The sequence below is a fragment of the Billgrantia desiderata genome (genome assembly GCF_900108215.1).
GTDB classification, from domain to species: Bacteria; Pseudomonadota; Gammaproteobacteria; order Pseudomonadales; family Halomonadaceae; genus Halomonas; species Halomonas desiderata.
On the sequence record NZ_FNVC01000003.1, the window covers coordinates 128,977 to 154,310 of the forward strand.

The 25,334-nt window shown below is 66.4% G+C and carries 22 protein-coding genes and 1 pseudogene; 18 read left to right on the plus strand and 5 right to left on the minus strand.

The genetic code is table 11. The features are described 5' to 3' along the window. The first annotated feature begins 35 nt into the window (after positions 1-35). From C4S71_RS04570 to C4S71_RS04610, 9 genes are all read left to right on the plus strand, one after another. A complete protein-coding gene (locus C4S71_RS04570) occupies positions 36-1,118 on the plus strand; it encodes an App1 family protein (protein ID WP_103968347.1) in 1,083 nt (360 codons plus the stop codon). 182 nt (positions 1,119-1,300) lie between these two features. Further along, positions 1,301-1,783 (plus strand): 20S proteasome subunit A/B, encoded by a 483-nt coding sequence (locus C4S71_RS04575; RefSeq protein WP_103968348.1) that lies wholly within the window; start codon positions 1,301-1,303, stop codon positions 1,781-1,783. Positions 1,784-1,917: 134 nt separating this feature from the next. Continuing rightward, positions 1,918-2,592, plus strand: coding sequence for a zinc metallopeptidase (locus C4S71_RS04580; protein ID WP_103968349.1), 675 nt, complete (start codon positions 1,918-1,920; stop codon positions 2,590-2,592). Positions 2,593-3,257: 665 nt separating this feature from the next. Beyond that, positions 3,258-4,331, plus strand: a complete 1,074-nt coding sequence (locus C4S71_RS04585) for an HlyD family secretion protein (RefSeq protein ID WP_479688557.1) — start codon at positions 3,258-3,260, stop codon at positions 4,329-4,331. Beyond that, positions 4,328-7,120 (plus strand): ribosome-associated ATPase/putative transporter RbbA, encoded by a 2,793-nt coding sequence (rbbA, locus tag C4S71_RS04590; protein ID WP_103968351.1) that lies wholly within the window; start codon positions 4,328-4,330, stop codon positions 7,118-7,120. Before C4S71_RS04585 ends, rbbA begins: the two co-directional genes overlap by 4 nt. A gap of 3 nt (positions 7,121-7,123) precedes the next feature. Continuing rightward, on the plus strand, positions 7,124-8,245 hold the full coding sequence (locus tag C4S71_RS04595) for an ABC transporter permease (RefSeq protein ID WP_103968352.1): 1,122 nt from the start codon (positions 7,124-7,126) through the stop codon (positions 8,243-8,245). 90 nt (positions 8,246-8,335) lie between these two features. Continuing rightward, positions 8,336-9,712 (plus strand): alpha/beta fold hydrolase family protein, encoded by a 1,377-nt coding sequence (locus C4S71_RS04600; protein WP_146064582.1) that lies wholly within the window; start codon positions 8,336-8,338, stop codon positions 9,710-9,712. Further along, on the plus strand, positions 9,709-10,650 hold the full coding sequence (locus C4S71_RS04605) for an MlaA family lipoprotein (protein ID WP_103968354.1): 942 nt from the start codon (positions 9,709-9,711) through the stop codon (positions 10,648-10,650). Before C4S71_RS04600 ends, C4S71_RS04605 begins: the two co-directional genes overlap by 4 nt. 152 nt (positions 10,651-10,802) lie before the next feature. Further along, positions 10,803-11,894 carry an alkene reductase gene (locus tag C4S71_RS04610; protein WP_103968355.1) on the plus strand — a complete coding sequence of 364 codons (1,092 nt, stop codon included), beginning with the start codon at positions 10,803-10,805 and terminating at the stop codon, positions 11,892-11,894. A 51-nt stretch (positions 11,895-11,945) separates the two neighbouring features. On the opposite strand, the gene C4S71_RS22865 is transcribed toward C4S71_RS04610, so the two are convergent. The 3 genes from C4S71_RS22865 to C4S71_RS04625 are packed head-to-tail and all read right to left on the minus strand — an operon-like array spanning position 11,946 to position 13,366. After that, positions 11,946-12,443, minus strand: coding sequence for a MarR family winged helix-turn-helix transcriptional regulator (locus C4S71_RS22865; RefSeq protein WP_103968356.1), 498 nt, complete (start codon positions 12,441-12,443; stop codon positions 11,946-11,948). A gap of 1 nt (position 12,444) precedes the next feature. Beyond that, positions 12,445-12,930 carry a glutathione peroxidase gene (locus C4S71_RS04620; protein WP_103968357.1) on the minus strand — a complete coding sequence of 162 codons (486 nt, stop codon included), beginning with the start codon at positions 12,928-12,930 and terminating at the stop codon, positions 12,445-12,447. A gap of 19 nt (positions 12,931-12,949) precedes the next feature. Then, positions 12,950-13,366, minus strand: coding sequence for an organic hydroperoxide resistance protein (locus C4S71_RS04625; RefSeq protein WP_103968358.1), 417 nt, complete (start codon positions 13,364-13,366; stop codon positions 12,950-12,952). 165 nt (positions 13,367-13,531) lie between these two features. Between C4S71_RS04625 and C4S71_RS04630 the strand changes: the two genes are divergently transcribed. The 4 genes and pseudogenes from C4S71_RS04630 (at position 13,532) to C4S71_RS04645 (ending at position 15,550) form a co-directional block, all read left to right on the plus strand. Continuing rightward, positions 13,532-14,563 carry an aldo/keto reductase gene (locus tag C4S71_RS04630; RefSeq protein WP_103968359.1) on the plus strand — a complete coding sequence of 344 codons (1,032 nt, stop codon included), beginning with the start codon at positions 13,532-13,534 and terminating at the stop codon, positions 14,561-14,563. A 64-nt stretch (positions 14,564-14,627) separates the two neighbouring features. Beyond that, positions 14,628-14,933, plus strand: a pseudogene (locus C4S71_RS04635) (zinc metallopeptidase); the annotation flags it as partial. Between the two features lie 63 nt (positions 14,934-14,996). Next, positions 14,997-15,236, plus strand: coding sequence for an AbrB/MazE/SpoVT family DNA-binding domain-containing protein (locus C4S71_RS04640; protein WP_103968360.1), 240 nt, complete (start codon positions 14,997-14,999; stop codon positions 15,234-15,236). Then, positions 15,224-15,550, plus strand: coding sequence for a type II toxin-antitoxin system PemK/MazF family toxin (locus C4S71_RS04645; RefSeq protein ID WP_200825229.1), 327 nt, complete (start codon positions 15,224-15,226; stop codon positions 15,548-15,550). The genes C4S71_RS04640 and C4S71_RS04645 overlap by 13 nt, the downstream gene beginning before the upstream one ends. A gap of 7 nt (positions 15,551-15,557) precedes the next feature. Here C4S71_RS04645 and cmoB read toward each other — a convergent pair whose 3' ends face one another. Both cmoB and cmoA read right to left on the minus strand, forming a co-directional pair. After that, on the minus strand, positions 15,558-16,550 hold the full coding sequence (gene cmoB / locus C4S71_RS04650; protein WP_103968362.1) for a tRNA 5-methoxyuridine(34)/uridine 5-oxyacetic acid(34) synthase CmoB: 993 nt from the start codon (positions 16,548-16,550) through the stop codon (positions 15,558-15,560). Between the two features lies 1 nt (position 16,551). Beyond that, a complete protein-coding gene (gene cmoA / locus C4S71_RS04655; protein ID WP_086511908.1) occupies positions 16,552-17,295 on the minus strand; it encodes a carboxy-S-adenosyl-L-methionine synthase CmoA in 744 nt (247 codons plus the stop codon). A gap of 200 nt (positions 17,296-17,495) precedes the next feature. On the opposite strand from cmoA, the gene pgi reads away from it, so the two are divergent. From pgi to serB, 5 genes are all read left to right on the plus strand, one after another. Beyond that, a complete protein-coding gene (gene pgi / locus C4S71_RS04660; RefSeq protein ID WP_103968363.1) occupies positions 17,496-19,172 on the plus strand; it encodes a glucose-6-phosphate isomerase in 1,677 nt (558 codons plus the stop codon). A gap of 55 nt (positions 19,173-19,227) precedes the next feature. Further along, positions 19,228-19,857 carry a YqiA/YcfP family alpha/beta fold hydrolase gene (locus C4S71_RS04665; protein WP_086511906.1) on the plus strand — a complete coding sequence of 210 codons (630 nt, stop codon included), beginning with the start codon at positions 19,228-19,230 and terminating at the stop codon, positions 19,855-19,857. An 85-nt stretch (positions 19,858-19,942) separates the two neighbouring features. After that, positions 19,943-21,823, plus strand: coding sequence for a DNA topoisomerase IV subunit B (parE, locus tag C4S71_RS04670; RefSeq protein ID WP_103968364.1), 1,881 nt, complete (start codon positions 19,943-19,945; stop codon positions 21,821-21,823). Between the two features lie 7 nt (positions 21,824-21,830). After that, on the plus strand, positions 21,831-24,083 hold the full coding sequence (gene parC / locus C4S71_RS04675; protein ID WP_086511904.1) for a DNA topoisomerase IV subunit A: 2,253 nt from the start codon (positions 21,831-21,833) through the stop codon (positions 24,081-24,083). Continuing rightward, positions 24,080-25,300, plus strand: coding sequence for a phosphoserine phosphatase SerB (gene serB, locus C4S71_RS04680; protein ID WP_086511903.1), 1,221 nt, complete (start codon positions 24,080-24,082; stop codon positions 25,298-25,300). Before parC ends, serB begins: the two co-directional genes overlap by 4 nt. Positions 25,301-25,334 lie beyond the last annotated feature (34 nt).

Here is a 25,334-nt window from a genome sequence, read left to right on the forward strand (position 1 = left end):
TGCCAGGATCGGCTGTCGTTGCTTGGGGGGAGCCCATGAGCGGCCTTCTCCGGCGTCTGCTGCGCATTGCCGCCCGCCCCATGCGGCGCGATCACGGACAGGGCGGTTACGTGGTGCACCCCTATCGCGGCTACGGCTCCCGGCACGAGGTGCTGCTGATGGGCCGCGTGTTTCGTCAGGCCGCATTGGGCGAGGTGATACCTCGCTACGGCGTGCTGCGCGATCTGGCCGATGTGATTCGGCGGGTCTTTCGCCGCGGGCTGCCGCAGGTCACCGTCGAGGTCACTTTGGGTGAGAACGTCACCACGGTGACCACCGACCGTGACGGCTACTTCGACGTACTCCTGCCGATCGAGCATCCCCTGCCGCCGGACAGCGCCTGGCACCATGCGGAGCTGCACGTGGTATTGCCCGGCGTGGAGCCGGTGCACTCCTTCACCGAGGTATACATTCCGCCGGCCGAAGCCGACCTGCTGGTGATCAGCGACATCGACGACACGGTGATGTACACCGGCGTGGCCAACAAGCTGCGCATGCTGCATCGCCTATTCGTCAAGCAGGCCCATCAGCGCATGGCGTTTCCCGGCGTGGCGGCGTTCTATCAGGCGCTGCACGTGGGCCGTAGCGGCAAGGCCAAAAGGCCGATTCTCTATGTCTCTCGCGGCCCCTGGAGCATTTACGAGATGCTCGAGGAGTTCTTCCAGCTCAACCGTATTCCCGTGGGGCCGATCCTGTTCCTGCGCGAGTGGGGCATTTCATGGCGCAAGCCCTGGCCGCGTCGCGCGGAAGACCACAAGTACGATCTTATCCAGCACATGCTGGAGATGCGCGATGAGCTGCCCTGCGTGCTGATCGGCGACAGCGGGCAGCACGACCCGGAGGTCTATGCGCGCATCGTGCATGAATTCCCTGAGCGAATCCGGGCGGTGTACATTCGCCGGGTCGAGCGTAAGCCTGACCGAGAGAGGGCCATCCAGGCGCTGCGCGAAGAGATCAGCCATACCGGCTGCGAGCTGGTGCTGGCCGAGGATAGCGTCGCAATGGCCGAGCATGCCTGCGCTCAGGGGTTGATCGGAGAGGAAGGCCTGGAGCGGGTGCGCCGGACGTCGCAGCTTTAGGTCGCACTCATGGGCTGATCTGGCGCTGCCCCCGGGCGCTACTCCATCGCTTTGGTGGGTTACAAATTCGTTATTCTGTGTGTCGATTTCTTGCGTATTTCGCTCCTACCCTGCGCCTGACGCAAGGGTCTCGTTTAAATCTCGTTGAGGCCCGCGCCCTTCATCACCCCGAGGTATCCAGCATGACCACAATCGTATGGGATGGAACGACGCTTGCGACGGATTCGCTGATCAGTGTCAACGGCTCGACTTACAACCATGCGCAGAAGCTGTTCCAGCTCGACAACGGCGAGTGGGTTGCCTTCGCCGGCGAGCAGCAGGAGTGGTGGGAAGTGCTGGAGTGGCTGCAGGCCGGGGCACCGCGTAACGACAAGCCGAACGTCAGCCGGGTCGAGATGATCATCGCCGGCCCCGACGGTGTCTTCGAGATGTTCAACAAGCTGGTGCGCATTCCCGTCAACGGCCCCGTCGCCTACGGTACCGGCTGGAAGTGGGCGCTGGCCGCCATCGACCACGGCAAGAGCGCCGTCGAGGCGGTGCAGTACGCTATCGGTCGCGATCACGACAGCGGCGGCGAGGTGCAGTCGGTCACACCCAGGGTCAAGGCCTCGGTGCCCTTCGACGCCCTGCTGCGCGACGTCGAGGCGGCCTCCGCCTCGGTCTGAAGCGCCGTGTCGCATACGCCGCCCCGGCCCTTGGCCGGGGCGGCGGCGTTTGGGGGCCGGGACAGGCGACGCATGAACCCGAAACGGGTAGGCTTGGTCCAAATTCAAGACGCTGAAGCGAGACCCGATACGCCATGATCGTGCTGCTGATCGCCTTCCTGCTGGCCATCTTCGTGCTGCCCAACGTCTGGGCCAAGTGGGTGCTGGCGCGCCACGCCCGCGGCCGCGACGACTATCCCGGCACCGGGGCCGAGCTGGCCGACCATCTGCTGCGGCGCCTGGGCATCGAGGGGGTCGAGGTGGAGATGACCGAGCAGGGCGACCACTACGACCCGGAGGCGCGCCGGGTACGGCTCTCCCGAGAGCACTTTGAAGGCCGCTCGCTCACCGCGGTGACCGTGGCCGCCCATGAGGTGGGGCATGCCATTCAGCATCATGAGGGCTATGCGCCGCTGATCGCTCGGGCGCGCATGGTGGGCGTGGCGCAGCGGGCCGAGAAGCTCGGTGCGCTGCTGATGATGGCCGCACCCTTCCTGTTCATCCTGACCCGCCTGCCCGGCGGGCTCGCCATCGTCATTGCGGCGGCGGTGATCAGCTTCGGCGCCGCGGCGCTGGTGCACCTGGTGACCCTGCCGGTGGAGTTCGACGCCAGCTTCAATCGCGCTCTGCCGCTGTTGCGCGAGTACGTACCGCCCTACGACATGCCCGGCGCCCGCCACGTGCTCACCGCCTGCGCCTTCACCTACGTGGCCGCCTCTTTGGCGAGTGTGTTGAACCTGGGGCGCTGGCTGGTCATCCTCAGGCGCTAGCAGTCCGCCGTGTTGTCGGTAACGACGTGAGATGCTCCCGACATGCCGCCACAACGGGAACGTCGCCGTGAGTCTCTTCATCCCCGTAGATGACCAGACCGACTCCGCGTGATGAAGCTGCTCAAGCTCGGTACCATCGTCCTGGACGGCACCAGGTTCATGGCCAACGCCAGCAGGCATGAGGCTCTGCCGTATGGCCACGCCAACACGCCAACACGCCAACACGCCAACACGCCAACACGCCAAGAAGCGGGAGGCGCAGTTTAGGGCGTAAGTGAAAGCGCTGACCGAGCGGGCCGAGTCAGCGGACAGGGACGAGGCGAGCGACGGCATGGATATCCCCGCCGAGATTGCCCGCCGTGAAGCTCGCCTGGTGGAGATAGCCGCAGGATCGAGGTGCGGGTGGAGAGAAGATACCTCGCCTGGCCCCGCATGACGAAGGTAGAATCGACGCAGGGAGAGTCGACAGCGTCCTTCCAGTCGCTTGGCCGATTACCCGGCGCGAAAACCAGCGTGATGGCATTGGTGCTACGATTCATGCTCCCCAATCCGACAGGCTCCTGGCGACAATGAGCTGAATGGCGACCAGCCAGGTAGTGGGCATCGCAATGCAATTCAAAAAGGTGCTTGCTGATCACTGAGATATGGCATGGAGGATGATGTCATTGAACGCAACGTTGAAAAAATGGGGCACGGGCGCATTGATACTTGGCCTGGGAGCGGTATTCGTTCTGTTCCTTTGGCGGTATTTCAATGATGAGGCACTTGAGGGGCGAATCACCAGCGGCAATGGCCGTATCGAGGCCACCGAGATTGACATCGCCACCAAGGCGCCGGGGCGAGTGGCGGACATCCTGATCCAGGAGGGCGACTTCGTGAGCACCGGTCAGGTGCTGGCGCGCATGGACATCGAGATCCTTCAGGCGCAGTTGCGCGAGGCCGAGGCCGGGTTGGCGCGCGCCCGCATCGGGGTGCAGACCGCGCATAGTCTGGTCGCCCAGCGCGAAGCGGAGCTGGAAGCGGCGACAGCCTTCATCGCTCAGCGCGAGGCAGAGCGTCGCGGCGCCCAGGCGCGCTTCGTGCGTACTGAAAACCTGGCTGCCCGTGATGCCATTTCCCAGCAAACGCTCGATGATGACCGCGCCCGCCTGGAAGGCGCCCGCGCCGCAGTGGCCGCCGCTCGGGCGCAGCGGGCGGGGGCGGAAGCCGCACTGGGTACCGCGCGCGCCCAGGTGATCTCCGCCGAGACCGAGGTCGCCGCGGTCAGCGCCACCATCGAGCGCATCGCCGCCGATATCGCCGATAGTGAGCTCAAGGCGCCCCGTGACGGGCGCGTGCAGTACCTGGTTGCTCAGCCCGGCGAGGTGCTGCCGGCGGGCGGCGTGGTGCTGAACATGGTCGATCTGAGCGATGTCTACATGACCTTTTTCCTGCCGACGGAACAGGCCGGTCGCGTCGCGCTCGGCGCAGAAGCGCGGCTCGTGCTCGACGCCGTCCCGCAATACGTGATCCCGGCCCAGGTCTCCTTCGTTGCCGATGTCGCCCAGTTCACACCCAGAACCGTGGAAACGGCGGAGGAGCGCCAGAAACTGATGTTCCGTATCAAGGTGCGCATCGACCCTGAGTTGCTTAAACAGCATTTGCATCAGGTCAAGACCGGCCTGCCGGGCATGGCCTATGTGCGACTCGATCCGCAGATCGACTGGCCCCCTGAATTGCAGGCCCGGCTGCCGCAATGAACATGGATTGGCGTGTGATGGAAAACGGGCCGGCAGCCCCGCCGGTGGCGCGATTGAGCGAGGTAGGCGTGCGCTATGGCAAAGTCCAGGCGCTCGATGCGGTTAGCCTCGATGTCCCGGCCGGTTGCATGGCCGGGCTGATCGGCCCGGACGGGGTGGGCAAGTCCAGCCTGCTGGCGCTCATTGCCGGCGCGCGCGCCATTCAGACCGGCCGGGTCGAGGTGCTCGGCGGCGACATGGCCGATGCCGGCCATCGCCGCCGAACCTGCCCGCGCATCGCCTACATGCCGCAAGGGCTGGGTCGCAATCTCTACCCCACCCTGTCGGTGCGGGAAAATCTCGATTTTTTCGCACGACTGTTCGGCCATGACAGGGCCGAGCGTCAACGGCGCGTCGAGGCGCTGACCCGTGCCACTGGTCTGTTCCCGTTTCTGCAGCGTCCTGCCGGCAAGCTCTCGGGCGGCATGAAGCAGAAGCTCGGCCTGTGTTGCGCGCTGATCCACGATCCCGAGCTGCTGATCCTGGATGAGCCCACCACCGGCGTGGATCCGCTCTCGCGGCGGCAGTTCTGGGAACTGATCGACGCGATCCGGGCAAATCAGCCCGGCATGAGCGTGGTGGTGGCGACTGCCTACATGGAAGAGGCGGCGCGCTTCGACTGGCTGGCGGCGATGGACGGTGGGCGGGTGCTGGCCACCGGCAGCCCGCAGCGCCTGCTCGAGCACACCGGCGAAACCTCGCTGGAAGCCGCCTTCATCCGCCTGTTGCCGGAGGAAAAGCGCCGCGATTACCGGGCGGTGGAGATCCCGCCTCGCCCCGGGGGCGACGGCGACATCGCCATCGAGGCCGAAGATCTGACCATGCGTTTCGGCGATTTTACCGCGGTGGACCGCGTGAATCTGCGTATTCCTCGCGGCGAGATCTTCGGCTTTCTGGGCTCCAACGGTTGCGGCAAGACCACCACCATGAAGATGCTCACCGGCCTGCTGCCGCCGACCGAAGGCCGAGCCTGGCTGTTCGGGCAGGAAGTGGACCCGCACGATCTGGCCACCCGCCGCCGGGTCGGCTACATGTCGCAGTTTTTCTCGCTCTACACCGAGCTGACGGTGCGGCAGAACCTCGAACTGCACGCACGGCTGTTCCAGGTACCCGCCGCGGAGATCCCGCGGCGCGTCGAGGAGATGGCAACCCGCTTCGATCTGGGCGCGGTGCAGGGTAGCCTGCCGGACCAACTGCCCATGGGGCTGCGCCAGCGCCTGTCGCTGGCGGTGGCCATGATCCACAAGCCCGAGATGCTGATCCTCGATGAGCCCACATCGGGGGTAGATCCGGTGGCGCGCGACGCCTTCTGGCGCCTGCTGGTCGAGCTGTCGCGCCAGGACGGGGTGACCATCTTCATCTCCACCCACTTCATGAACGAGGCCGAGCGTTGCGACCGCATCTCGCTGATGCATGCCGGCCGGGTGCTGGTCACCGAGGCACCGTCATCACTGGTTGAACAGCGGGGCGCGGAGAATCTCGAAGAAGTTTTTATCCATTACCTGGAACAGGCCGCGGCGCAAGCGCGCCGCGATGCGCCGCCGGAGGCGGAAGCGGAGGCTGACGCATCGCTGTCGGGCACGGCGCCGACCCGCCACGCCGAGCCGCAGGGCTGGCGGCGCTGGTTCGACCCGCGGCGTATGGCGAGCTACGCCCTGCATGAAGGCCTTGAGCTGCGCCGCGATCCGATCCGCCTGACCCTGGCGCTGGTTGGCAGCGCCATTTTGATGTTCGTGATGGGCTACGGCATCAGCCTGGATGTGGAAGATCTGACCTTCGCGGTACTGGATCGTGACCAGACCACGGTCAGCCGCGATTACACGCTCAATCTGGCCGGATCCCGGTATTTCATCGAGCGGGATCCGATCGCCGACTACGTCGACCTCGACCGTCGCATGCGCTCCGGCGAGCTGAGCCTGGCCATCGAGATTCCGTCCGGGTTCGCCCGTGACCTCGCCCGCGGCCGGCCCGTCGAGATCGGTGCCTGGATCGACGGCGCGATGCCCGCCCGCGCCGAGACCGTGCAGGGCTATGTACAAGGGATGCATGCCCACTGGCTGGCCACTAGGGCGCGCGAGGCCGGCTACGGCGATGCGTTGGCAGGCCTCGTCGACATCGAAACCCGGTTCCGCTACAACCCGGACGTGAAAAGCCTGGTGGCCATGGTGCCGGCTGTGATCCCGCTGCTGCTAATGATGATCCCGGCCATGCTCGCGGCGCTCAGCGTGGTGCGGGAGAAGGAGCTCGGCTCGATCACCAACTTCTACGTCACGCCCACCACGCGGCTGGAGTTCCTACTCGGCAAGCAGTTTCCCTATCTGGTGCTGTCCTTCCTGAGCTTCCTGTTGCTTACGCTGCTGGCGGTCACCGTCTTCGGCGTGCCTTTGAAAGGCAGCTTCGCGACGCTCGCGGCGGGTGCGCTGCTCTATGTCGGCGCCGCCACGGCTGTCGGCCTGTTGATATCGACCTTCACGCGCAGCCAGATCGCGGCGCTCTTCGGCACCGCCCTGCTGAGCATCCTGCCGGCGGTCAACTACTCCGGGTTGATCGACCCGGTGTCGTCGCTGGAGGGCGCGGGGCGGGTGATCGGCGAGCTCTACCCGACCACGCATTTCGTCACCATCGCCCGCGGCACCTTCTCGAAGGCGCTGGGCTTTGCCGACCTCCGGGCTGCCTTCGTGCCGCTGGCACTGGCCGCGCCGATCCTGCTCGGGCTGGCCGCCATGCTGTTGAAGAAGCAGGAGCGCTAACACATGCGCCTGACCAATATCCTGCACCTGGGCATCAAGGAACTGCGCAGCCTCGTCCGCGACCCGATCATGCTGGTGCTGATCACCTATGCCTTCACGGTCGGCATCTACACCGCCGCCACGGCCATGCCGGAAACCCTCAACAAGGCGCCGATCGCCATCGTCAACGAGGATCAGTCGCCGCTGTCGTGGCGCATCGTCAGCGCCTTTTATCCACCCTATTTCATGCCCCCCGAGCTGATCGATCAGGCCGAGATGGACGCGCGCCTGGACGCCGGGCTGGCGACCTTCGCCCTGGACATCCCGCCCAATTTCCAGCGCGACCTGCTGGCCGGGCGGCGCCCGACCATCCAGCTCAACGTCGACGCCACGCGCATGAGCCAGGCCTTCACCGGCAGCGGCTATGTCCAGGCCATCGTCGGCGACGAGGTGCGCGCCTTCGCACAGCGCTATGGCGACGTGGCGGAGTTGCCGGTCGAACTGGCGCTGCGCGCGCGTTTCAATCCCGAACTCGATCAATCCTGGTTCGGGGCCATCATGGAGGTCATCAGCAACGTGACCATGCTCTCCATCGTGCTCACCGGCGCGGCACTGATCCGCGAACGCGAGCACGGCACCGTGGAACACCTGTTGGTCATGCCGGTCACCCCCTTCGAGATCATGACGAGCAAGGTCTGGGCGATGGGGCTGGTCGTGCTGGCCGCCACAGCGGTCGCCCTGACCGTGGTGGTGCAGGGCTTGCTTGCGGTGCCGATCGAAGGCTCACTGTCGCTGTTCCTGGCCGGGGCGGCGCTGCATCTGTTCGCCACCACCTCCATGGGCATCTTTCTCGGCACCGTCGCCCGCTCCATGCCCCAGTTCGCCCTGCTGCTCATGCTGGTGCTGCTGCCGCTGCAGATGCTATCGGGCGGCTCCACGCCGCGCGAGAGCATGCCGGAGTTCGTCCAGTTCGTGATGCTGGCCGCGCCCAACACCCACTTCGTGATGCTGGCCCAGGCGATCCTCTACCGGGGTGCCGGTTTGGCGGTCGTCTGGCCGCAGTTCCTCGCCATCGCCGCCATCGGGTCGGCGCTGTTCGGCCTCGCGCTCCTGCGTTTCCGCCGTACCATCGGCGCCATGGCCTGAACATGCTAGGAGAAGCGGTGTATGCTGGCATTTGAATCACTTTGCCGTGACGGTTGAGGGCCATTTTGTCGCATGAGTGATGGAGCAGCCGTGTTGCCGACCAAGAAACCCCGGGCCACCCAGACAGTTGCGTGGCGTGGGCTCCTCGTCGGCCTGCTGCTCTCGACCGCGACGGCGACCGCCGGCGCCGCCGACACACCTGTCGTGCCCGACTCCTATCCGGCCGGCGGCGTCTCCGAGGGGCTGATCACCTCCGCGGGGCTGCGCGCGACGGTGTTCGGACCCGACGACGACGCGCTCGCCGAGCTGCCCGAGCGCGTCCCGGCACGCGAGATCGCTTTCCGCGTCGATGGCGCTCGACCCACGCCAGATCTCTACTGGTTCAATCGCAAATTGCGCGTGTGGGCGTCACTGCAGCCCGAGCCGGCCGAGCTGGTCGTCGTGATCGCCGGCACCGGCGGCGGCGCGAACACCGCCAGTCAGCGGCTGCTGCGTCGGGCGCTGTACGCGGCCGGCTACCACGTGCTGACGGTACCGTCTCCGACCTCGCCGCGTTTCCTCGTCGCGGCGTCGGACACCGGGGTCGGCGGCGATCTTACGCAGGATGCCCTCGATCTGCGTCGCGCGATCCACCAGTCGCTGCAGCACTTGCCGCGCGGTACCGAGATCACGGGGCTGCACGCGGTGGGTTACAGCCTGGGCGGTAGTCACGCGGCGGTGATCAAGGCCCAGGACGACGGGCTGGCGCCGCTGGATGTGCACCGGGTGGTGATGATCAACCCGCCGGTCAGCCTGTTCGCATCGGTCGAGCGCCTCGACCGGCTGTTCGAGCGTGCCATCGGCGCCAACGATGACGCGATCGAGCGCTTCTACCAGCGACTGTATGCTGACCTGTCTGCGCTCTACCGGCAGTCCGACACGGTCGCGATTGACGAATCGTTCCTGTTCGCCGCCGCCTCACGGCTGCTGACCAGTGACGACGAGTTCGCGGCGGCTATCGCGCTCTCGTTCCGGCTCGCGCTGATCGACCTGTTCTTTGCCGGCGACCTGTTCGCGCGCAGCGGCGTGGTCGTCGACCCCGCGCGCCCGCCGCGCGTCCGCGACAGCCTCGACGGATACCTGCGCGAGCTTCGCACGATGTCCTTTCGCGAGTACTTCGAGCGCGTGTTCGCGCCCTTCTACCTCGATGCCCGCCCGCACTGGACGCGCGAACGGCTGATCCGCGACAACAGCCTCACACTCATCGCTGACGCCTTGCGCGACGGGCCCGACTACTACGTGCAGCACAACGCCGACGACCTGATCCTCGGCGCCGACGAGCTCGCCTGGCTCGAGGAAACCCTTGGCGAACGCATCGTCGTCTACGACAGCGGAGGCCACCTCGGCAACCTCGGCGAGCGCCGCCAGATCGAGGACATGCTGGCGATGCTCGCGGGCCGATGGCCGCCTGAGGAGGGGCAGCCATGAGCGGGACGCAGGGGTACCGAGCAGCGGTCCTGGTGCTGATCGGGCTGCTGGCCGGTTGCGCGACGCCGGCATCGATGCCCGGCAGTACCGCGCCCGCCCCGCCGCCAGCTGATCCCGGCCCCGTGGCCGCCGGGGCGAGCGAGGTTCCGTCCCCGGACGGCTCCGGCGACCCCGAGGATGCCGCCGCAGCGCCACCAGCCGACCTCGGCGCGACACTCGACACCTGGGACCCGTGGCACCGGTTCAACCGCGGCGTCTACCGCTTCAATGCCCGCTTCGACGAGGCGATCCACCTGCCCGTCGCGGCCGGTTATCGCCGCGTCGTCCCCCGCGAGGTGCGCACCGGCATCGGCAACTTTTTCAGCAACCTCGGCGAGATCGGCAACACCGCCAACCACCTGCTGCAGGCGCGCCCCGGCCAAAGCGTGCGTACCGCTGGACGCTTCCTGATCAACTCCACGCTCGGGATCGCCGGGCTGTTCGACGTGGCCGACCGCTTCGGGCTGTCGCCGCACCCGACCAGCTTCGGTGACACGCTGGGCCGGTGGGGCGTCGGTCAGGGGCCCTACCTGGTGCTGCCGATACTGGGGCCATCGACACTGCGCGACGGCCTGGGCGCCGGCGTCGATCTGGGCATCGACCGTTCGGTGAACGTCGCCGATCTGTACAGCGGCGACTCGGCGCTGGTGCTGGGCACGGTATTAGCCATCGACGCCCGTTCGCGGATTTCGTTCCGCTATTACGAGAGCGGGTCGCCGTTCGAATACGAGCTCGTGCGGTTCCTGTACACGCGCAAGCGCGCGATCGAGACCGGGGCGATGCGGGCGCCGGCACCGACGGAGGCCGAGCCCCGCGCCGGAACCGAGACTGACCTGCCCGCCAGCAAGCATGACGGGTCCGACGACCCGGCTCGCGAGGCTGGCATCACGCAGCGCTGATCAGAGCCGGCACCGGATCGGAGACACGGCTGACCCGCGGTTTGGGTGCCCATGGCCGTTAGTGTTCCGAGCTGTGCAAAAAGACTCGAGCTTAATTCCCTTTCGATTCGGGTGATCCAAAATCAACATCATCGTCAAAGGAGAAGAAAAACATGAGTCGTAACGAGCGGGATTTATTCTCACCGGCAACGGTTGCGGGCCATCAGTTGCAGAACCGCATCGTGATGGCGCCGATGACGCGCAACCGCGCCATCGGCAACCTCCCCAACGCCCTGATGGCCGACTACTACGCCCAGCGCGCTTCGGCCGGCCTGATCGTCACCGAGGGCACCAGCCCTTCACCCAACGGCCTGGGGTATCCGCGCATCCCCGGACTGTTCTCCGACGCACAGGTACAGGGCTGGAAGGCCATCACCGACGCGGTGCATGCAAAGGGCGGGAAAATCTTCGCCCAGCTCATGCATACCGGACGCATCGGCCATCCGAACAACCTGCCGGAGGGTGCGCGGCTGATGGCGCCTTCGGCAATCGCCGCCGCCGGCGAAATCCACACCGACAACGCCGGCCCGCAACCGCATCCTGTGCCCCATGAGATGCGCCCCGATGAGATTGCCGATACCCGCGAGGAGTTCGTTCAGGCAGCGAAGAACGCGATGGCGGCAGGTTTCGATGGGATCGAGTTGCACGCGGCCAATGGCTATCAGCTGGAGCAGTTCATTCGCCCCACCTCCAACCGGCGCACGGATGCCTATGGCGGGCCCATCGAGAACCGCGCCCGCTTCGTGCTGGAGGTCGCCAGGGCCGCGGCCGAGGCCATCGACGCCTCAAGGGTCGGCATCCGCCTCTCGCCCCACGGCGTGTTCAACGACATGCCGCCTTATCCCGAGATGGACGCGGACTACACGTATCTCGCCGGGCAACTCGGCAAGCTCGGGCTCGCCTATCTGCACATCGTGGATCACTTGGCCATGGGCGCGCCGGAGGTGCCGGAGCGCATCAAGGACGCCATGCGCGAGGCTTTCGGGGGGGCGATCATCCTGTCCGGCGGCTACGATCCCCGGCGCGCCCAGGCGGATCTCGATGCCGGCAGGGCGGAGCTGATTGCGGTGGGGCGCGCCTTTTTGGCCAATCCGGATCTGCCCCGGCGCTGGCGCGAGAACCTGCCGCTCAACGCGCCGGACATGGAGAGTTTTTATACGCCGGGAGAAAAAGGCTACACGGACTATCCGGCCTGTTCGGCATAAGCCATTCTCGACCCACCCGGAGGTCGCCTCGCTCGACCTTCGGGTGATCAGTCATTCGGCCGTCAGTGCAACCAGCGATGGATCACGCAACCCGGCTAGCAACTCATCCAGTAGTGTGGCGAGCGCCATGGCCTTTTCGAGCGGTAAATGTGTGGCGCTGGCGATTTCGGCGGGAATGCAGTCGCAGTGTGAGCGCAGCGCATGGCCGGCCTCGGTCAGGTGAATCTCGACGATGCGTTCATCATCTTGGCGGCGCTGACGCTGCACCAGACCCTGCTGTTCGAGCCGCTTGAGCAGCGGAGTCAGGGTGTTGGTGTTAAGCAGGGCGCGCGCGCCGATGCGAGACACCGAGCAGGGCGCCTCTTCCCACAGGATCATCAGCACGATGTACTGCGGGTAGGTCAGCCCGTGCGGCTCCAGCATGGGCTGATAGAGCCGCGTGATCAGACGCGAGGCGGCGTACAGGCGAAAGCACAACTGAAGATCGAGGCGCAGCGGATCCTCGGGCAGGGCATCGCCGGGAGGTGCTGATGGTGACCGTCTCTCCATCTCAGGCCGCTCCGAGAGCCTTGGCAAGGTGCTGATCGTTCTTGTCCGGAGGCGTGGTCGGGGCGAAGCGGCGCAGCGGCTGACCGTCCCGGCCGATCAGGAACTTGGTGAAATTCCACTTGATCTGGCGACCGACGAGGCCAGGGAGCTGCATGCTCAACCACTTGAACAGCGGATGCGCGTTGGGCCCCTTGACCTCGACCTTCTCGAACATCGGGAAGCTCACGCCGTAGTTGACAAGGCAACTGCCTTCGATGGTATCGGTGTCGCCGGGCTCCTGATTGCCGAACTGGTTGCAGGGAAAGCCCAGCACCACGAAGCCCTCATCGGCGTATTTGCGATACAGGGACTCCAGGCCCGCGTACTGGGGCGTAAAGCCGCATTTGCTGGCGGTGTTGACGACCAGCGCTACCTGCCCGACGTACCGGGAAAGCTGAACCGGCTCGCCGCGCAGAGAGCGGGCCTGAAAATGATGAAATTCGCTCATGGCATTCTCCGGGGAAGGCTCAGCGCAGCTCCAGCGCGACGTCGACGTTACCGCGTACGGCATTGGAATACGGACAGACGGCATGCGCCTGGTCCACCAGCGCCTGGGCCTGTTCCCGCGGCAGTCCGGGCACGGTCACCGCCAGTTTGACCGCCAGCGCGAAACCGCCCTGGTCATTGGGCCCGATGCCCACCGTGGCGTCGACGCGGGTTCCCTCCAGGGTGATCTTCTGCTGCCGGGCGACGTGGATCAGCGCGTTCTCGAAGCAGGCGGCATAGCCGGCGGCGAACAGCTGCTCGGGGTTGGTGCCTGTGCCGCCACTGCCGCCAAGGCTCTTGGGCAGGCTCAATTGAAAGTCCAGCGCGCCATCGTCGGTGGTCACGTGGCCGCTGCGGCCGCCGGTGGCCGAGGCATGGGCTTCATAGAGGATGTTCATCGCGTGTGCTCCTGAAGATGATGCATTGACAATCATATCGCACACGATATAGTCGTACAAGACACCTGTCGCGTTTCATGATGGTCAAGCGGTTGAGTCGTTGTCTGTCGGTTTCGATCGGCAACGGGGCTGAACACGAGTCTTTTGATAAAAAGGAGAGTGGTCATGCAATATCGTCAACTGGGTCAATCCGGGCTGCTGGTATCGGAATTGTGCTTCGGCACGATGTCGTTTGGTGCCAAGGGCTACTGGGAAGTGGTCGGTGGCCTGGATCAGGCGGCGGCGCAGCGCCTGATCGATATCGCCTTCGACGGCGGCATCAATTTCTTTGATACGGCGGATGTCTATTCCCACGGCCTCTCGGAGGAGATTCTCGGCAAGACCCTGAAGGGCAAGCGTGATCAGGTGGTGTTGGCCACCAAGGTGCGTGGCCGCATGAGTGCCAACATCAACGACGTGGGTCTGAGCCGACACCACATCATCCAGAGCTGCGAGAACAGTCTGAAGCGTCTGGCCACCGACTACATCGATCTCTACATCGTGCACAGCTTCGATTTCATGACGCCGCTGGAGGAAACCCTCTCGGCGCTCGATGACCTGGTGCGACAGGGCAAAGTGCGCTATCTGGGCTGCTCCAACTACTTCGCCTGGCAGCTCATGAAGGCGCTGTCGATCTCCGAGCGCAAGCACCTGGAGAAGTTCATCTCGCTGCAGGCCCACTACTCACTCGTTGCCCGCGACGTGGAATATGAACTGGTGCCGCTGTGCGAGGACCAGGGCCTGGGGCTGACGCCTTGGTCGCCGCTGGCCGGGGGCTTCCTGACCGGCAAGTACCCGCGCGACAACCCGAAGGCCCACGAAGGCCGCCGTAGCCGGGAAGAACAGAACTTCCTCCAGCTCGACGAGGACCGCGCCTACGCCATTTTGGACGAAGTGCAGCGAATCGCGACTGAGCGCGACGTAAGCCCTGCCCAGGTGTCACTCAACTACCTGCTGCGCAAGCCGGCGGTGAGCTCGGTGCTGATTGGCGCCACCAGGCCGGAGCAGCTCAAGGACAACCTCAATACCGTGGCGTGGTCGCTAACGCCCGAGGAAGTGGCCGGGCTGGATGCGGTCAGCGAGCCGCCGCGCATGTATCCCAAGTGGATGCTGGATTTCACCCGTCTCGATAGGGACGATCCCAACATGATGCTTTGATCATGTCCGGATCCTCGGGCAGAGCGCTACACAAGGAGAGTAGTTCATTACAAGGGGAGTAGTTCACTACGACCCCGAGGCGCGCCGGGTGCGGCTCTCGCCGGAGGCCTACGGCGGACGCTCGCTTACCGCAGTGACGATGGCGGCCCACGAGGTGGGCCACGCCATCCAGCATCATCAAGGGTATGCGCCCTTGCTGGCCCGAACCCGCCTGGTGGCAGTGGCCCGGCAGGCCGAGAAACTCGGCGCGGTACTGATGATGGCCGCCCCCTTCCTGTTCGTGCTTACCGCCTGTGCCTTCACCTATGTGGCGGCGTCGCTGGCCAGCATCCTCAACCTGGGGCGCTGGCTGGTGATCCTGCGGCGTTGACATCCTGGCAGGCTGGGAGTAATAACTAAGTTATTACTACTGCGGCGAGGCTGGAGGCGTGAAATGCGCACACATCTCAGGAAGATCGGCAATTCGAAAGGCGTGCTGATTCCGGCGGCCATGCTGGCTGAGCTGGGGATCAGTGATGAGGTCGAGATTCACCTGGAGGGGCAGCGGCTGGTGGTCGAGCCCGTCAAGCAGCCGCGCCGTCACTGGTTCAATGGTTATGATGCCAGTCGCGACGAGGCGGCCTGGGAGGATCAGGTCGAAGCCGAGGTGGATGAGGATGAGTGGCAGTGGTAGGTCGCGATATCCGCCGTGGCGAGGTCTACTGGGTCAACCTCGATCCGACGATAGGCACCGAGGTCCGCAAGACCCGACCCGCGCTGGTCATCTCGCCCGACGACATGAATGCCGCGCTGCCCAGAATCATCGTGGCACCGGTCACCAGCATGGGGCAGCCACTTGGCTGCCGACCCGCTCTGCGCTTTCAGGGCAAGCCGGCACGGATACTGCTCGATCAGCTGCGCTGCATCGACAAGCGTCGAGTCCTGGGTAAGATGGGAGAGATCCCGCCATCCATCTGGCATGCCACCCTGCTGGAGATGTTCCGATAGGGGATCCTCATCTGGGCCGGTTGGCCATCACCACCGCGCGGCGCGGGGCGGGGTAGCCCTCGCGGGTCTTGTTCGGATTGTGCGCATCGAGGAAGTCGGCCAGCGACTGGAAGGTCATCCACTCGGTAGAGCGCTGCTCCTCCAGGGAGGTGAATGCTTCGTCCACCACCCGCACGTTGACGAAGCCGCAGCGCTCGAGCCACTGGCACAGCGCCAGGGACGACGGCAGGAAGTAGACATTGGGCATGGCGGCGTAGCGCTCGCCGGGTAGCAGCACCGTGGTGGCGTCGCCTTCCACCACCAGTGTCTCCAGCACCAGCTCACCGCCGGGGCGCAGGGCGTCCTTCAGCTGCAGCAGATGCTCCAGCGGGGAAGGGCGGTGGTAGAGCACGCCCATGGAGAACACCGTGTCGAAGAACTCGAGCCGTTCGGGCACGTCCTCGATGCCCACCGGCAGGAAGAGGGTGCGGCCGCCGTCGGCATCGCCGACGAAGTGACGCAGCGCCTGGAACTGGTAATAGAAGCGCGGCGAGGGGTCGATCACCAGCACGAAGGCGGCACCGGCGCCGGCCATGCGCCAGGCGTGGTAGCCGCTGCCGCCGCCCACGTCGAGCACCCGCCTGCCGGTCAGCGGAGCCAGGTGGGGGGAGACTCGCTGCCACTTCCAGTCGGAGCGCCACTCGGTGTCGATGTGAATGTCGGCGAGCCGGTAGGGGCCCTTGCGCCACGGCGCGAGCTTGCGCAGCAGGTTCTCGCACTGGCGCCGCCGGCTGTCGTCGAGGGGGCAATCCACCGTTACGGTATCGACGTCCAACCGGACGTCGCGAGCCTCGGGCAGGTCGGGCAGCTTGGCCACCGCCTTCTCCCAGGCCGGCAGATCGCCGTAGCGCTTGCGGTCGAGGCCGCGGGCCAGCTGTTCCGGCAGGCGGGCGAGCCAGGAGTCCAGCCCCTGATCGATGAAGGCGCGATAGAGCGGGCGGTGTTCGGCAGGGATCGCCACCTCAGGCCTCCTTGAACGCGATCAGCGAGGCGAAGTTGAGGTACTGGAACCAGGTCAGCGAGCGCGGGAAGCCGGCCCGCGCCAGGCGCGCATGGTGGGCTTCCAGAGTGTCCGGCACCAGCACGTTCTCCAGCGCCGTACGCTTCTGGCTGATCTCCAGCTCGCTGTAGCCGTTGGCGCGCTTGAAGTCGTGGTAGCGCTCCACCCGCCAGGCGTTGTCGCGTTCGTCGGGATCGACCACCTTTTCCGAGAGTACTAGCACTCCGCCCGGTTCCAGCGCGGCATAGAGTCGAGCGAGCAGGGCTTCGCGATCCTCGGGGGGCAGAAACTGCAGGGTGAAGTTGAGGATCACCAGACCCGAGGGGCAATAGTCGAGGGCACGGATATCGCCCTCGATCACCTCGATGGCGTGTTCGGGACACTCCGCGGCGAGGGTCTCGCGGGCACGCTCCACCATGGCCGGGGAGAGGTCCACCGCGGTCAGCCGGAAGGCGTCCGGCGGCAGCTGGCCGGCCAGGGCCAGGCTGGCGGCGCCCAGCGAGCAGCCCAGGTCGTAGACGTGAGCGCCGTGGCGCAGGTGGCGGGCCGCGATCAGCCCCAACATGCCCAGAATCTGGCCGTAGCCGGGCACCGAGCGACGGATCATGTCGGGAAAACAGGCCACCACCTGCTCGTCGAAGGAGAAGCGCGCCACCCGGTCCAGGGGTGTCGAAAAGATCGCGTCACGATAAGATGCGTCACTCATGAGCAGGTCAGGCCGGTAGCGTGGAACAGGCGGACATTCTACGCTTGCTGCCGGCCGGCTGCACGGATAGCGCCACAGCGACGCAGCGGTGGATTTACAGGCGGATACAAGGCTAGCCTGAGAGCGGTGGAACTTTGCCCAGTTTCGACGGGAGCCTTGCCTGATGCGGCGGCTCCCGCAAGACGTCAAGGAGGATTGCCATGAACCAAGCACCCATCGACCGGACCGGTGCCTGGCAGCGGCTGATGGAACATGCCGAGGAGATGCGCGGCGCTCACCTGCGCCAGCTGTTCGTCGACCAGACGCGAGGCAGCGCTTTCACGCGACGGGCGGCGGGGCTGACCCTCGATCTGTCGAAGCAGCGCTGGAGCGATGCCACGCTTGCGCTGCTGCTGGACCTGGCGCGAGAGGCCGGGGTGCCGGAAGGCATTCAGGCACTATTGAGCGGTGCGCACGTGAACGTCAGCGAGGATCGTCCGGCGCTGCACACGGCGCTGCGCCTGCCCCCCGAGGCCTCGCTACTCGTCGAGGGCGAGGACGTGGTGCCCGGCGTGCACGCCACCCTGGATCGCATGGCGACCATGGTCGAGCGGCTGCATGCCCGCCAGTGGCGCGGCGCCACCGGCCGGCCGATTCACGACGTGGTCAATCTCGGCGTCGGCGGCTCCGACCTGGGCCCGCTGATGGTGACCCACGCCCTGGCCGACTATCGCCCCGCCGATGCCCATCACGTCGAGGTGCACTTCGCCTCGACCATGGATGGCTCGCAGCTTGCCGACTACCTCACCCGCTTCAACCCCGAGACCACGCTGTTCGTGATCTCGTCGAAGTCCTTCACCACCATCGATACGCTGTCCAACGCGCGCACCGCCCGCGACTGGCTGATGGCGCGGCTGGTGGAGGATGGCAAGGACGTGGACGAAGCCATGGTGATGCGTCAGCACTTCGTCGGCGTCTCGGCCAAGCCCGAGAAGATGAGCGAGTGGGGCATCGCCGAGGCCAACCAACTGCTGTTCTGGGAGTGGGTCGGCGGCCGCTACTCGCTGTGGGGCGCCATCGGGCTGCCCATCGCCCTGGTGATCGGCATGGCCAACTTCCGCGAGCTGCTGGCTGGCGCCCATGCCATGGACGAGCACTTCGCCCAGGCGCCTCTGGCCGACAACCTGCCGGTGCTGCTGGCCCTGGCGGGGATCTGGAACGTCAATTTCCTCGATATCCGCGCCCACTCGATCCTGCCCTACGACGGTCGCCTGGAGCACTTCGCCGCCTATCTCGAGCAGTTGGAGATGGAGTCCAACGGCAAGTCGGCCACCCATGATGGCCGTCAGGTGAGCTACTCCACCTGTCCGGTGCTGTGGGGGCAGCTCGGCCCCAACGCCCAGCACGCCTTCTACCAGCTGCTGCACCAGGGCACCCAGCCGGTGGTGTGCGATTTCATCGCACCGCTCACGCGCTACGACGACGTCGAGGACGCGGCGACCCGCGATCACCTGATGGCCCAGCATCGTCTGACGCTGGCCAACTGTTTCGCTCAGTCGCGCCTGCTGATGCTCGGCGACGACGCCATCGACGAGCCGGGCGAGCGGCCCGGACACAAGCGCTACCGCGGCAACCAGCCCTCCACCACGCTGCTGCTCGACCGCCTGACGCCCGCCACGTTGGGGGCGCTGATCGCACTCTACGAGCACAAGGTGTTCGTCCAGGCCGCCATCTGGGGCATCAACCCGTTCGATCAGTGGGGGGTGGAGCTGGGCAAGCAGATCGCCGGCGAGACCGAACGGATCCTGGCCGAGCGCGACGGCCTCGACAGAATGGATGCCTCGAGCCGGGCGCTGATCGAAGCGGTGTGGCGCGCCGAGCAGGAGGGTGAGCGTTGAAGCGATATCCGTACCAGGCTGCAGTAGGGCTGGTAATGTATACAGTGGCTTGGGTATGCTGAGCACGCCGCTGGCAGCGCCACCGGCCAGCGGTGTGCTCTATCTGCATGGCTTCAACAGCGGCTACGGCTCACCCAAGGCGGTGCTGATGCGCGCCGCCTGTGCCGTCCTGGCGCTACCCTGCGAGACGCCGCAGCTGTCGCATCGGCCCTTGGCGGCTCTGCAGCAGGCCGAGGCGCTACTGCAGGGGCTGGGGGAGAGGCCGCTGCTGGTGGGCAGCTCCATGGGCGGTTTCCTGGTCACTTGCCTGGCCGAGCGTCACGACCTTCGCGCCGTGTTGATCAATCCGGCGGTACGACCGGCGCGGCTGGTATCGGAGTGGGTCGGCGAAGCCTTCGTCAACGAGCATACCGGCGAGCGCTTCACCATCGAGACGGCTCATCGCCAGGAACTCGATGCACTGACGCCGCAGCGGGTGACGCCCGAGCGCTATCTGCTGCTGCTGGGCAGCGCCGACGAGACGCTGGATCCGGCGGACGCCTTTGCGCTCTATCGGGGTGCCAGGACCGTGCTGCACCCGGGCGGCGACCATGTGTTCCGCGCCCTGGAGACGTATCTGCCGGCTATCCTGGCCCATGGTGGACACGACCTGCCGCCGGAACGGGTATCATGCCGGCAGGGGTGAACCGCGCGGCAGCAGGGCGGGCGACAGGGATGCGCAGAGATCACGCTGGGAGCGCAATCGAATTCGTAATGGCTTTGGGACACGCATGACACAGTACAGTGCCAGCTCAATCGAAGTACTCTCCGGTCTCGATCCGGTGCGCAAGCGCCCCGGCATGTACACCGACACCACCCGCCCCAACCACCTGGCTCAGGAAGTCATCGACAACAGCGTCGACGAGGCACTGGCCGGCCATGCCCGGGAAGTCAGCGTGCGCCTGCTGGAGGATGGCGGTATCGAGGTGGCCGACGACGGCCGCGGCATGCCGATCGACATCCACCCCGAGCACGGCGTCTCCGGGATCGAACTGATCCTCACCCGGCTGCATGCCGGCGGCAAGTTCTCCCAGTCCAGCTATCGCTTCTCCGGCGGTCTGCACGGCGTCGGGGTGTCGGTGGTGAATGCCCTGTCGCGCCGTCTGGAGGTCGAGGTGATGCGCGACGGCGCCCGCCACGCCATGGCCTTCGAGCACGGCGACAAGGTCTCGGAGCTGGCCGAGATCGGCAGCGTGGCCAAGCGCACCACCGGCACCCTGGTGCGCTTCTGGCCCGACGAGTCCTATTTCGACAGCCCGAAACTGGCCATAGGGCGGCTCAAGCATCTGCTGCGGGCCAAGGCGGTGCTGTGCCCGGGGCTCAAGGTCACCCTGGTGGAGGCCGACGGCGCCGAGAGCGTGTGGCAGTACGAGGATGGCCTGCGCGACTACCTGGCCCAGGCCACCGACGGCTTCGAGGTGCTGCCGGCTTCGCCCCTGGTGGGGCACTTCGCCGACGACGAGCAGGCGGTGGACTGGGCGGTGCAGTGGCTGCCCGAAGGCGGCGAGACGCTGATGGAGAGCTACGTCAACCTGATTCCCACGCCCCAGGGCGGCACCCACGTCAACGGGCTGCGCTCGGGCCTGCTCGAGGCGCTGCGCGAGTTCTGCGAATACCGCAACCTGTTGCCGCGGGGGGTCAAGCTCACCGCCGAGGACCTGTGGGAGCGCGTCGCCTACGTGCTGTCGGTGAAGATGCTCGACCCGCAGTTCGCCGGCCAGACCAAGGAGCGCCTCTCCTCGCGCACGGTGGCGGCATTCGTCTCCAGCGTGGTGAAGGACGCCTTCTCGCTGTGGCTGAATCACCACGTCGATCAGGCCGAGGCCCTGGCCGAGCTGGTGATCAGCGCTGCCCAGCGGCGCCAGAAGAGCGCCAAGAAGGTGGCGCGCAAGAAGGTCACCGCCGGCCCCGCGCTGCCCGGCAAGCTGGCCGACTGCTCCGGTCAGGACCCGGCCCAGAGCGAGCTGTTCCTGGTCGAGGGCGACTCGGCCGGCGGCAGCGCCAAGCAGGCGCGCAACCGCGAGACCCAGGCGATCCTGCCGCTGCGCGGCAAGATCCTCAACACCTGGGAGGTCGACAGCCACGACATCTACGGCTCCCAGGAGGTTCACGACATCGCCGTGGCGGTGGGCATGGACCCGGGCAGCGACGACCTCAGTCAGCTGCGCTACCACAAGATCTGCATCCTCGCCGACGCCGACTCCGACGGCCTGCACATTGCCACGCTGCTGTGCGCGCTGTTCGTGCGCCACTTCCCGGCGCTGGTGGATGCCGGCCACGTCTACGTCGCCATGCCGCCGCTCTACCGCATCGACCTGGGCAAGGAGGTGCACTACGCCCTGGATGAGAGCGAGAAGGCGGCGATCCTGCGCAAGCTCGAGGGCAAGCGCGGCACGCCCAACGTACAGCGCTTCAAGGGCCTCGGCGAAATGAGCCCGCTGCAGCTGCGCGAGACCACCATGGCGGTGGAGACCCGGCGCCTGGTACAGCTCACCCGCGAGGTCGGCGACGGCACCATGGAGATGATGGACATGCTGCTGGCCAAGAAGCGCGCCGCCGACCGCAAAAGCTGGCTCGAAGATTATGGCAACCTCGCAGACATAGAGGTCTGATCCCCTTATGACCATGGATATCCAGGTGGCGGAGGGCGACGTCGAGCGCCTCTCGCTGCGCGAATACACCGAGAAGGCGTACCTCGACTACTCGATGTACGTCATCCTCGACCGGGCGCTGCCCCACATCGGCGACGGCATGAAGCCGGTGCAGCGGCGCATCGTCTACGCCATGCGCGAGCTGGCGCTGAACGCCAGCGCCAAGTACAAGAAGTCGGCGCGTACCGTCGGCGATGTGCTGGGCAAGTTCCACCCCCACGGCGACAGCGCCTGCTACGAGGCGATGGTGCTGATGGCGCAGCCGTTCAGCTATCGCTACCCGCTGGTGGACGGCCAGGGCAACTGGGGCAGCCCCGACGATCCCAAGTCGTTCGCGGCGATGCGCTACACCGAATCGCGGCTCTCCAGGTTCGCCGAAGTGCTGCTCGCCGAGCTGGGCCAGGGCACCGTCGACTGGACCCCCAACTTCGACGGCACCATGAATGAGCCGGTGGTGCTGCCGGCGCGTCTGCCCCACGTGCTGCTCAACGGCGGTACCGGCATCGCCGTGGGCATGGCCACCGACATTCCGCCGCACAACGTGAACGAAGTGGTCGAGGCCACCTGCCACCTGCTGCGCCATCCCGAGGCCACCACCGCCGAGCTGATGCAGCACCTTCCGGCGCCGGACTTCCCCACCGCGGCGGAGATCATCACGTCCCGCGACGACCTGCACAAGCTCTACGAGAGCGGCCGCGGCTCGGTGAAGCTGCGCGCGCGCTACGTGATGGAAGAGGGCAAGGTGGTGGTCACCGCGTTGCCCTACCAGGTCAGTGGCTCCAAGGTGCTCGAGCAGATCGCCGCCCAGATGCAGGCCAAGAAGCTGCCCATGGTCGACGACCTGCGCGACGAGTCGACCCACGAGGAGCCGACCCGGCTGGTGATCGAACCGCGCTCCAACCGCGTCGACATCGAGGCGATGATGGCGCACCTGTTCGCCACCACCGACCTCGAGAAGAACATCCGCGTCAACCTCAACGTGATCGGTCTCGACGGCCGGCCGCGGGTGATGCCGCTGCCCGACATGCTCGGTGAGTGGCTCAGTTTCCGTCGCAAGACCGTGCGCCGGCGCCTGGAGCATCGTCTGGGCAAGGTCGAGGACCGCCTGCACATTCTCGAGGGCCTGCTGGTCGCCTACCTCAACATCGACGAGGTGATCCGCATCATCCGCGAGGAGGACGAGCCCAAGAGCGCGCTGATGGCCGCCTTCGGCCTCTCCGACCGCCAGGCCGAGGCGATCCTCGAGCTGCGTCTGCGCCACCTGGCCAAGCTCGAGGAGATGAAGATCCGCGGCGAGCAGGACGCGCTGGAAGCCGAGCGCAAGCGCCTCAAGGAGCTGCTCGGCAGCGAGGCCAAGCTCACCGACCTGATCGAGGAGGAGCTGCGCGAAGCCGCCCGCGAGCACGGCGACGAGCGCCGTTCGCCCATCGTCGAGCGCGAGGAGGCCAAGGCGCTCTCCGAGGTCGAGCTGATGGGCGCCGACCCCATCACCGTGGTGCTCTCCGAGAAGGGCTGGATCCGTGCCGCCAAGGGTCACGACATCGATCCGGAAGGGCTCTCCTACAAGTCCGGCGACCGCTTTGCCCTGGCCGCTCGCGGCAAGACCAACCAGCCGCTGGTGCTGCTCGACGACACCGGCCGTGCCTATACCCTGGCCGCCCATAACCTGCCCAGCGCCCGCAGCCAGGGCGAGCCGGTCACCGGCCGGGTCAACGTGGTGGCCGGTGCGCACATGGCCGGACTGATGCTGGCTCCGCCCGAGAGTCGTTACCTGCTGGCCAGCGACGGCGGCTACGGTTTCGTGGCCAAGCTCGAGGAGCTGATCGGCAAGAACAAGTCGGGCAAGGCGGTGCTCTCGGTGCCCAAGGGCTGCCGTGTGATGGCGCCGGTGCGCGTGCCTGAGGGCGAGGACATCTGGGTGGCGGCGGTCTCCAACGAAGGGCGACTGCTGCTGTTCCCGCTCGAGCAGCTGCCCGAGCTGGCCAAGGGCAAGGGCAACAAGATGATCGACATTCCCGGCGCCCGCGCCGCCCGACGCGAGGAGCTGGTGCGCGACATCGCGCTGCTGCCCGCGGGGGCGTCACTGATCATCCATGCCGGCAAGCGGCATCTGACGCTGAAAGACGCCGAACTGGACTATTATCGCGGCGAGCGCGGTCGACGCGGCAGCAAGCTGCCTCGCGGCCTGCAGAAGGTCGACCGCCTGGAGAGTGGGGAATGACACGACGACTGCTGATCCGCGCCACCGGCGCGGCACGACCCGGCCAGCTGGCCGGCCTGGGCCAGGCCCTGGCGCGCAGCGGCGCGCGGCTGCTCGACATCAATCAGAGCGTGACCTTCGGCATGGTCTCGCTGGAGGCGCTGGTCGGCCTCGAGCACGACAGCGACCTGGAAGGGGCGCTCAACGAGGTGGGCGACAGCCTGGGCCTCGACGTGCAGGCGATCCAGGTCAGCGCCGAGGACTACCAGCGCTGGAGTAGCCAGGCCAGCGAACCGCGACTGATCCTGACGCTGCTGGCACCGCACCTGCCCGCCGGCATCCTGGCCGAGGTGGGGGCGCTGACCGCCGAGCACGGCCTCACCGTGGAGCTGATCCATCGTCTCTCGGGCCGTGAACCGCTGGACGGCGGCGTGCCGCGCTTCGGCTCCTGCGTGGAGTGCTGGCTGCGCGGCGAGGAGATCGATCTCGACAGCCTGCGCGAGAAGGCCCTGGCGCTGGGCGCCATGCACGGCGTCGACATCGCCATCCAGGAGGACTCGATCTGGCGCCGCCACCGTCGCCTGGTCTGCTTCGACATGGACTCGACCCTGATCCAGGCCGAGGTGATCGACGAGCTGGCCCGTCGTCATGGCGTCTACGAAGAAGTGGCAGCGGTGACCGAGCGCGCCATGCGCGGCGAGCTCGATTTCCAGCAGAGTTTCCGCGAGCGCATGGCCAAGCTCAAGGGGCTGGACGAAGCGGTGCTGGCCGAGATCGCCGAAGAATTGCCGCTGATGGATGGCGTCGAGCGGCTGATGAAGCACCTCAAGCGCCTGGGCTACCGCACCGCGATTCTCTCCGGCGGCTTCACCTACTTCGCCCGCCACCTGCAGGAGACGCTCGGCTTCGACGAGATCCACGCCAACGAGCTGGTGATCGAGAATGGCAAGGTCACCGGCGAGGTGCGCGAGCCGATCCTGGATGCCAGCCGCAAGGCCGAGCTGCTGCGCGAGATCGCCGCCCGCGAGGGGCTCGCCATGGAACAGACCATCGCCGTGGGCGACGGCGCCAATGATCTCAAGATGCTGGCGGCCGCCGGTCTCGGCATCGCTTTCCGCGCCAAGCCCCTGGTGCGCAGCCAGGCGCGCCAGTCGATCTCGACGCTGGGCATCGACGCCGTGCTCTACCTGATGGGCTATCGCGAAGGGGATCTGGAGGACGACAGCCGCGCGGGCTAACCGACGAAAGGGGTAAGGCGAGAGCACTGGTGCC

Coding starts and splice junctions, on each gene's coding strand:
- C4S71_RS04570 (WP_103968347.1), top strand. CDS start 36: ATGAGCGGCCTTCTCCGGCGTCTGCTGCGCATTGCCGCCCGCCCCATG.
- C4S71_RS04575 (WP_103968348.1), top strand. CDS start 1,301: ATGACCACAATCGTATGGGATGGAACGACGCTTGCGACGGATTCGCTG.
- C4S71_RS04580 (WP_103968349.1), top strand. CDS start 1,918: ATGATCGTGCTGCTGATCGCCTTCCTGCTGGCCATCTTCGTGCTGCCC.
- rbbA (WP_103968351.1), top strand. CDS start 4,328: ATGAACATGGATTGGCGTGTGATGGAAAACGGGCCGGCAGCCCCGCCG.
- C4S71_RS04595 (WP_103968352.1), top strand. CDS start 7,124: ATGCGCCTGACCAATATCCTGCACCTGGGCATCAAGGAACTGCGCAGC.
- C4S71_RS04605 (WP_103968354.1), top strand. CDS start 9,709: ATGAGCGGGACGCAGGGGTACCGAGCAGCGGTCCTGGTGCTGATCGGG.
- C4S71_RS04610 (WP_103968355.1), top strand. CDS start 10,803: ATGAGTCGTAACGAGCGGGATTTATTCTCACCGGCAACGGTTGCGGGC.
- C4S71_RS22865 (WP_103968356.1), bottom strand. CDS start 12,443: ATGGAGAGACGGTCACCATCAGCACCTCCCGGCGATGCCCTGCCCGAG.
- C4S71_RS04620 (WP_103968357.1), bottom strand. CDS start 12,930: ATGAGCGAATTTCATCATTTTCAGGCCCGCTCTCTGCGCGGCGAGCCG.
- C4S71_RS04625 (WP_103968358.1), bottom strand. CDS start 13,366: ATGAACATCCTCTATGAAGCCCATGCCTCGGCCACCGGCGGCCGCAGC.
- C4S71_RS04630 (WP_103968359.1), top strand. CDS start 13,532: ATGCAATATCGTCAACTGGGTCAATCCGGGCTGCTGGTATCGGAATTG.
- C4S71_RS04640 (WP_103968360.1), top strand. CDS start 14,997: ATGCGCACACATCTCAGGAAGATCGGCAATTCGAAAGGCGTGCTGATT.
- cmoA (WP_086511908.1), bottom strand. CDS start 17,295: ATGAGTGACGCATCTTATCGTGACGCGATCTTTTCGACACCCCTGGAC.
- pgi (WP_103968363.1), top strand. CDS start 17,496: ATGAACCAAGCACCCATCGACCGGACCGGTGCCTGGCAGCGGCTGATG.
- C4S71_RS04665 (WP_086511906.1), top strand. CDS start 19,228: ATGCTGAGCACGCCGCTGGCAGCGCCACCGGCCAGCGGTGTGCTCTAT.
- parE (WP_103968364.1), top strand. CDS start 19,943: ATGACACAGTACAGTGCCAGCTCAATCGAAGTACTCTCCGGTCTCGAT.
- parC (WP_086511904.1), top strand. CDS start 21,831: ATGACCATGGATATCCAGGTGGCGGAGGGCGACGTCGAGCGCCTCTCG.
- serB (WP_086511903.1), top strand. CDS start 24,080: ATGACACGACGACTGCTGATCCGCGCCACCGGCGCGGCACGACCCGGC.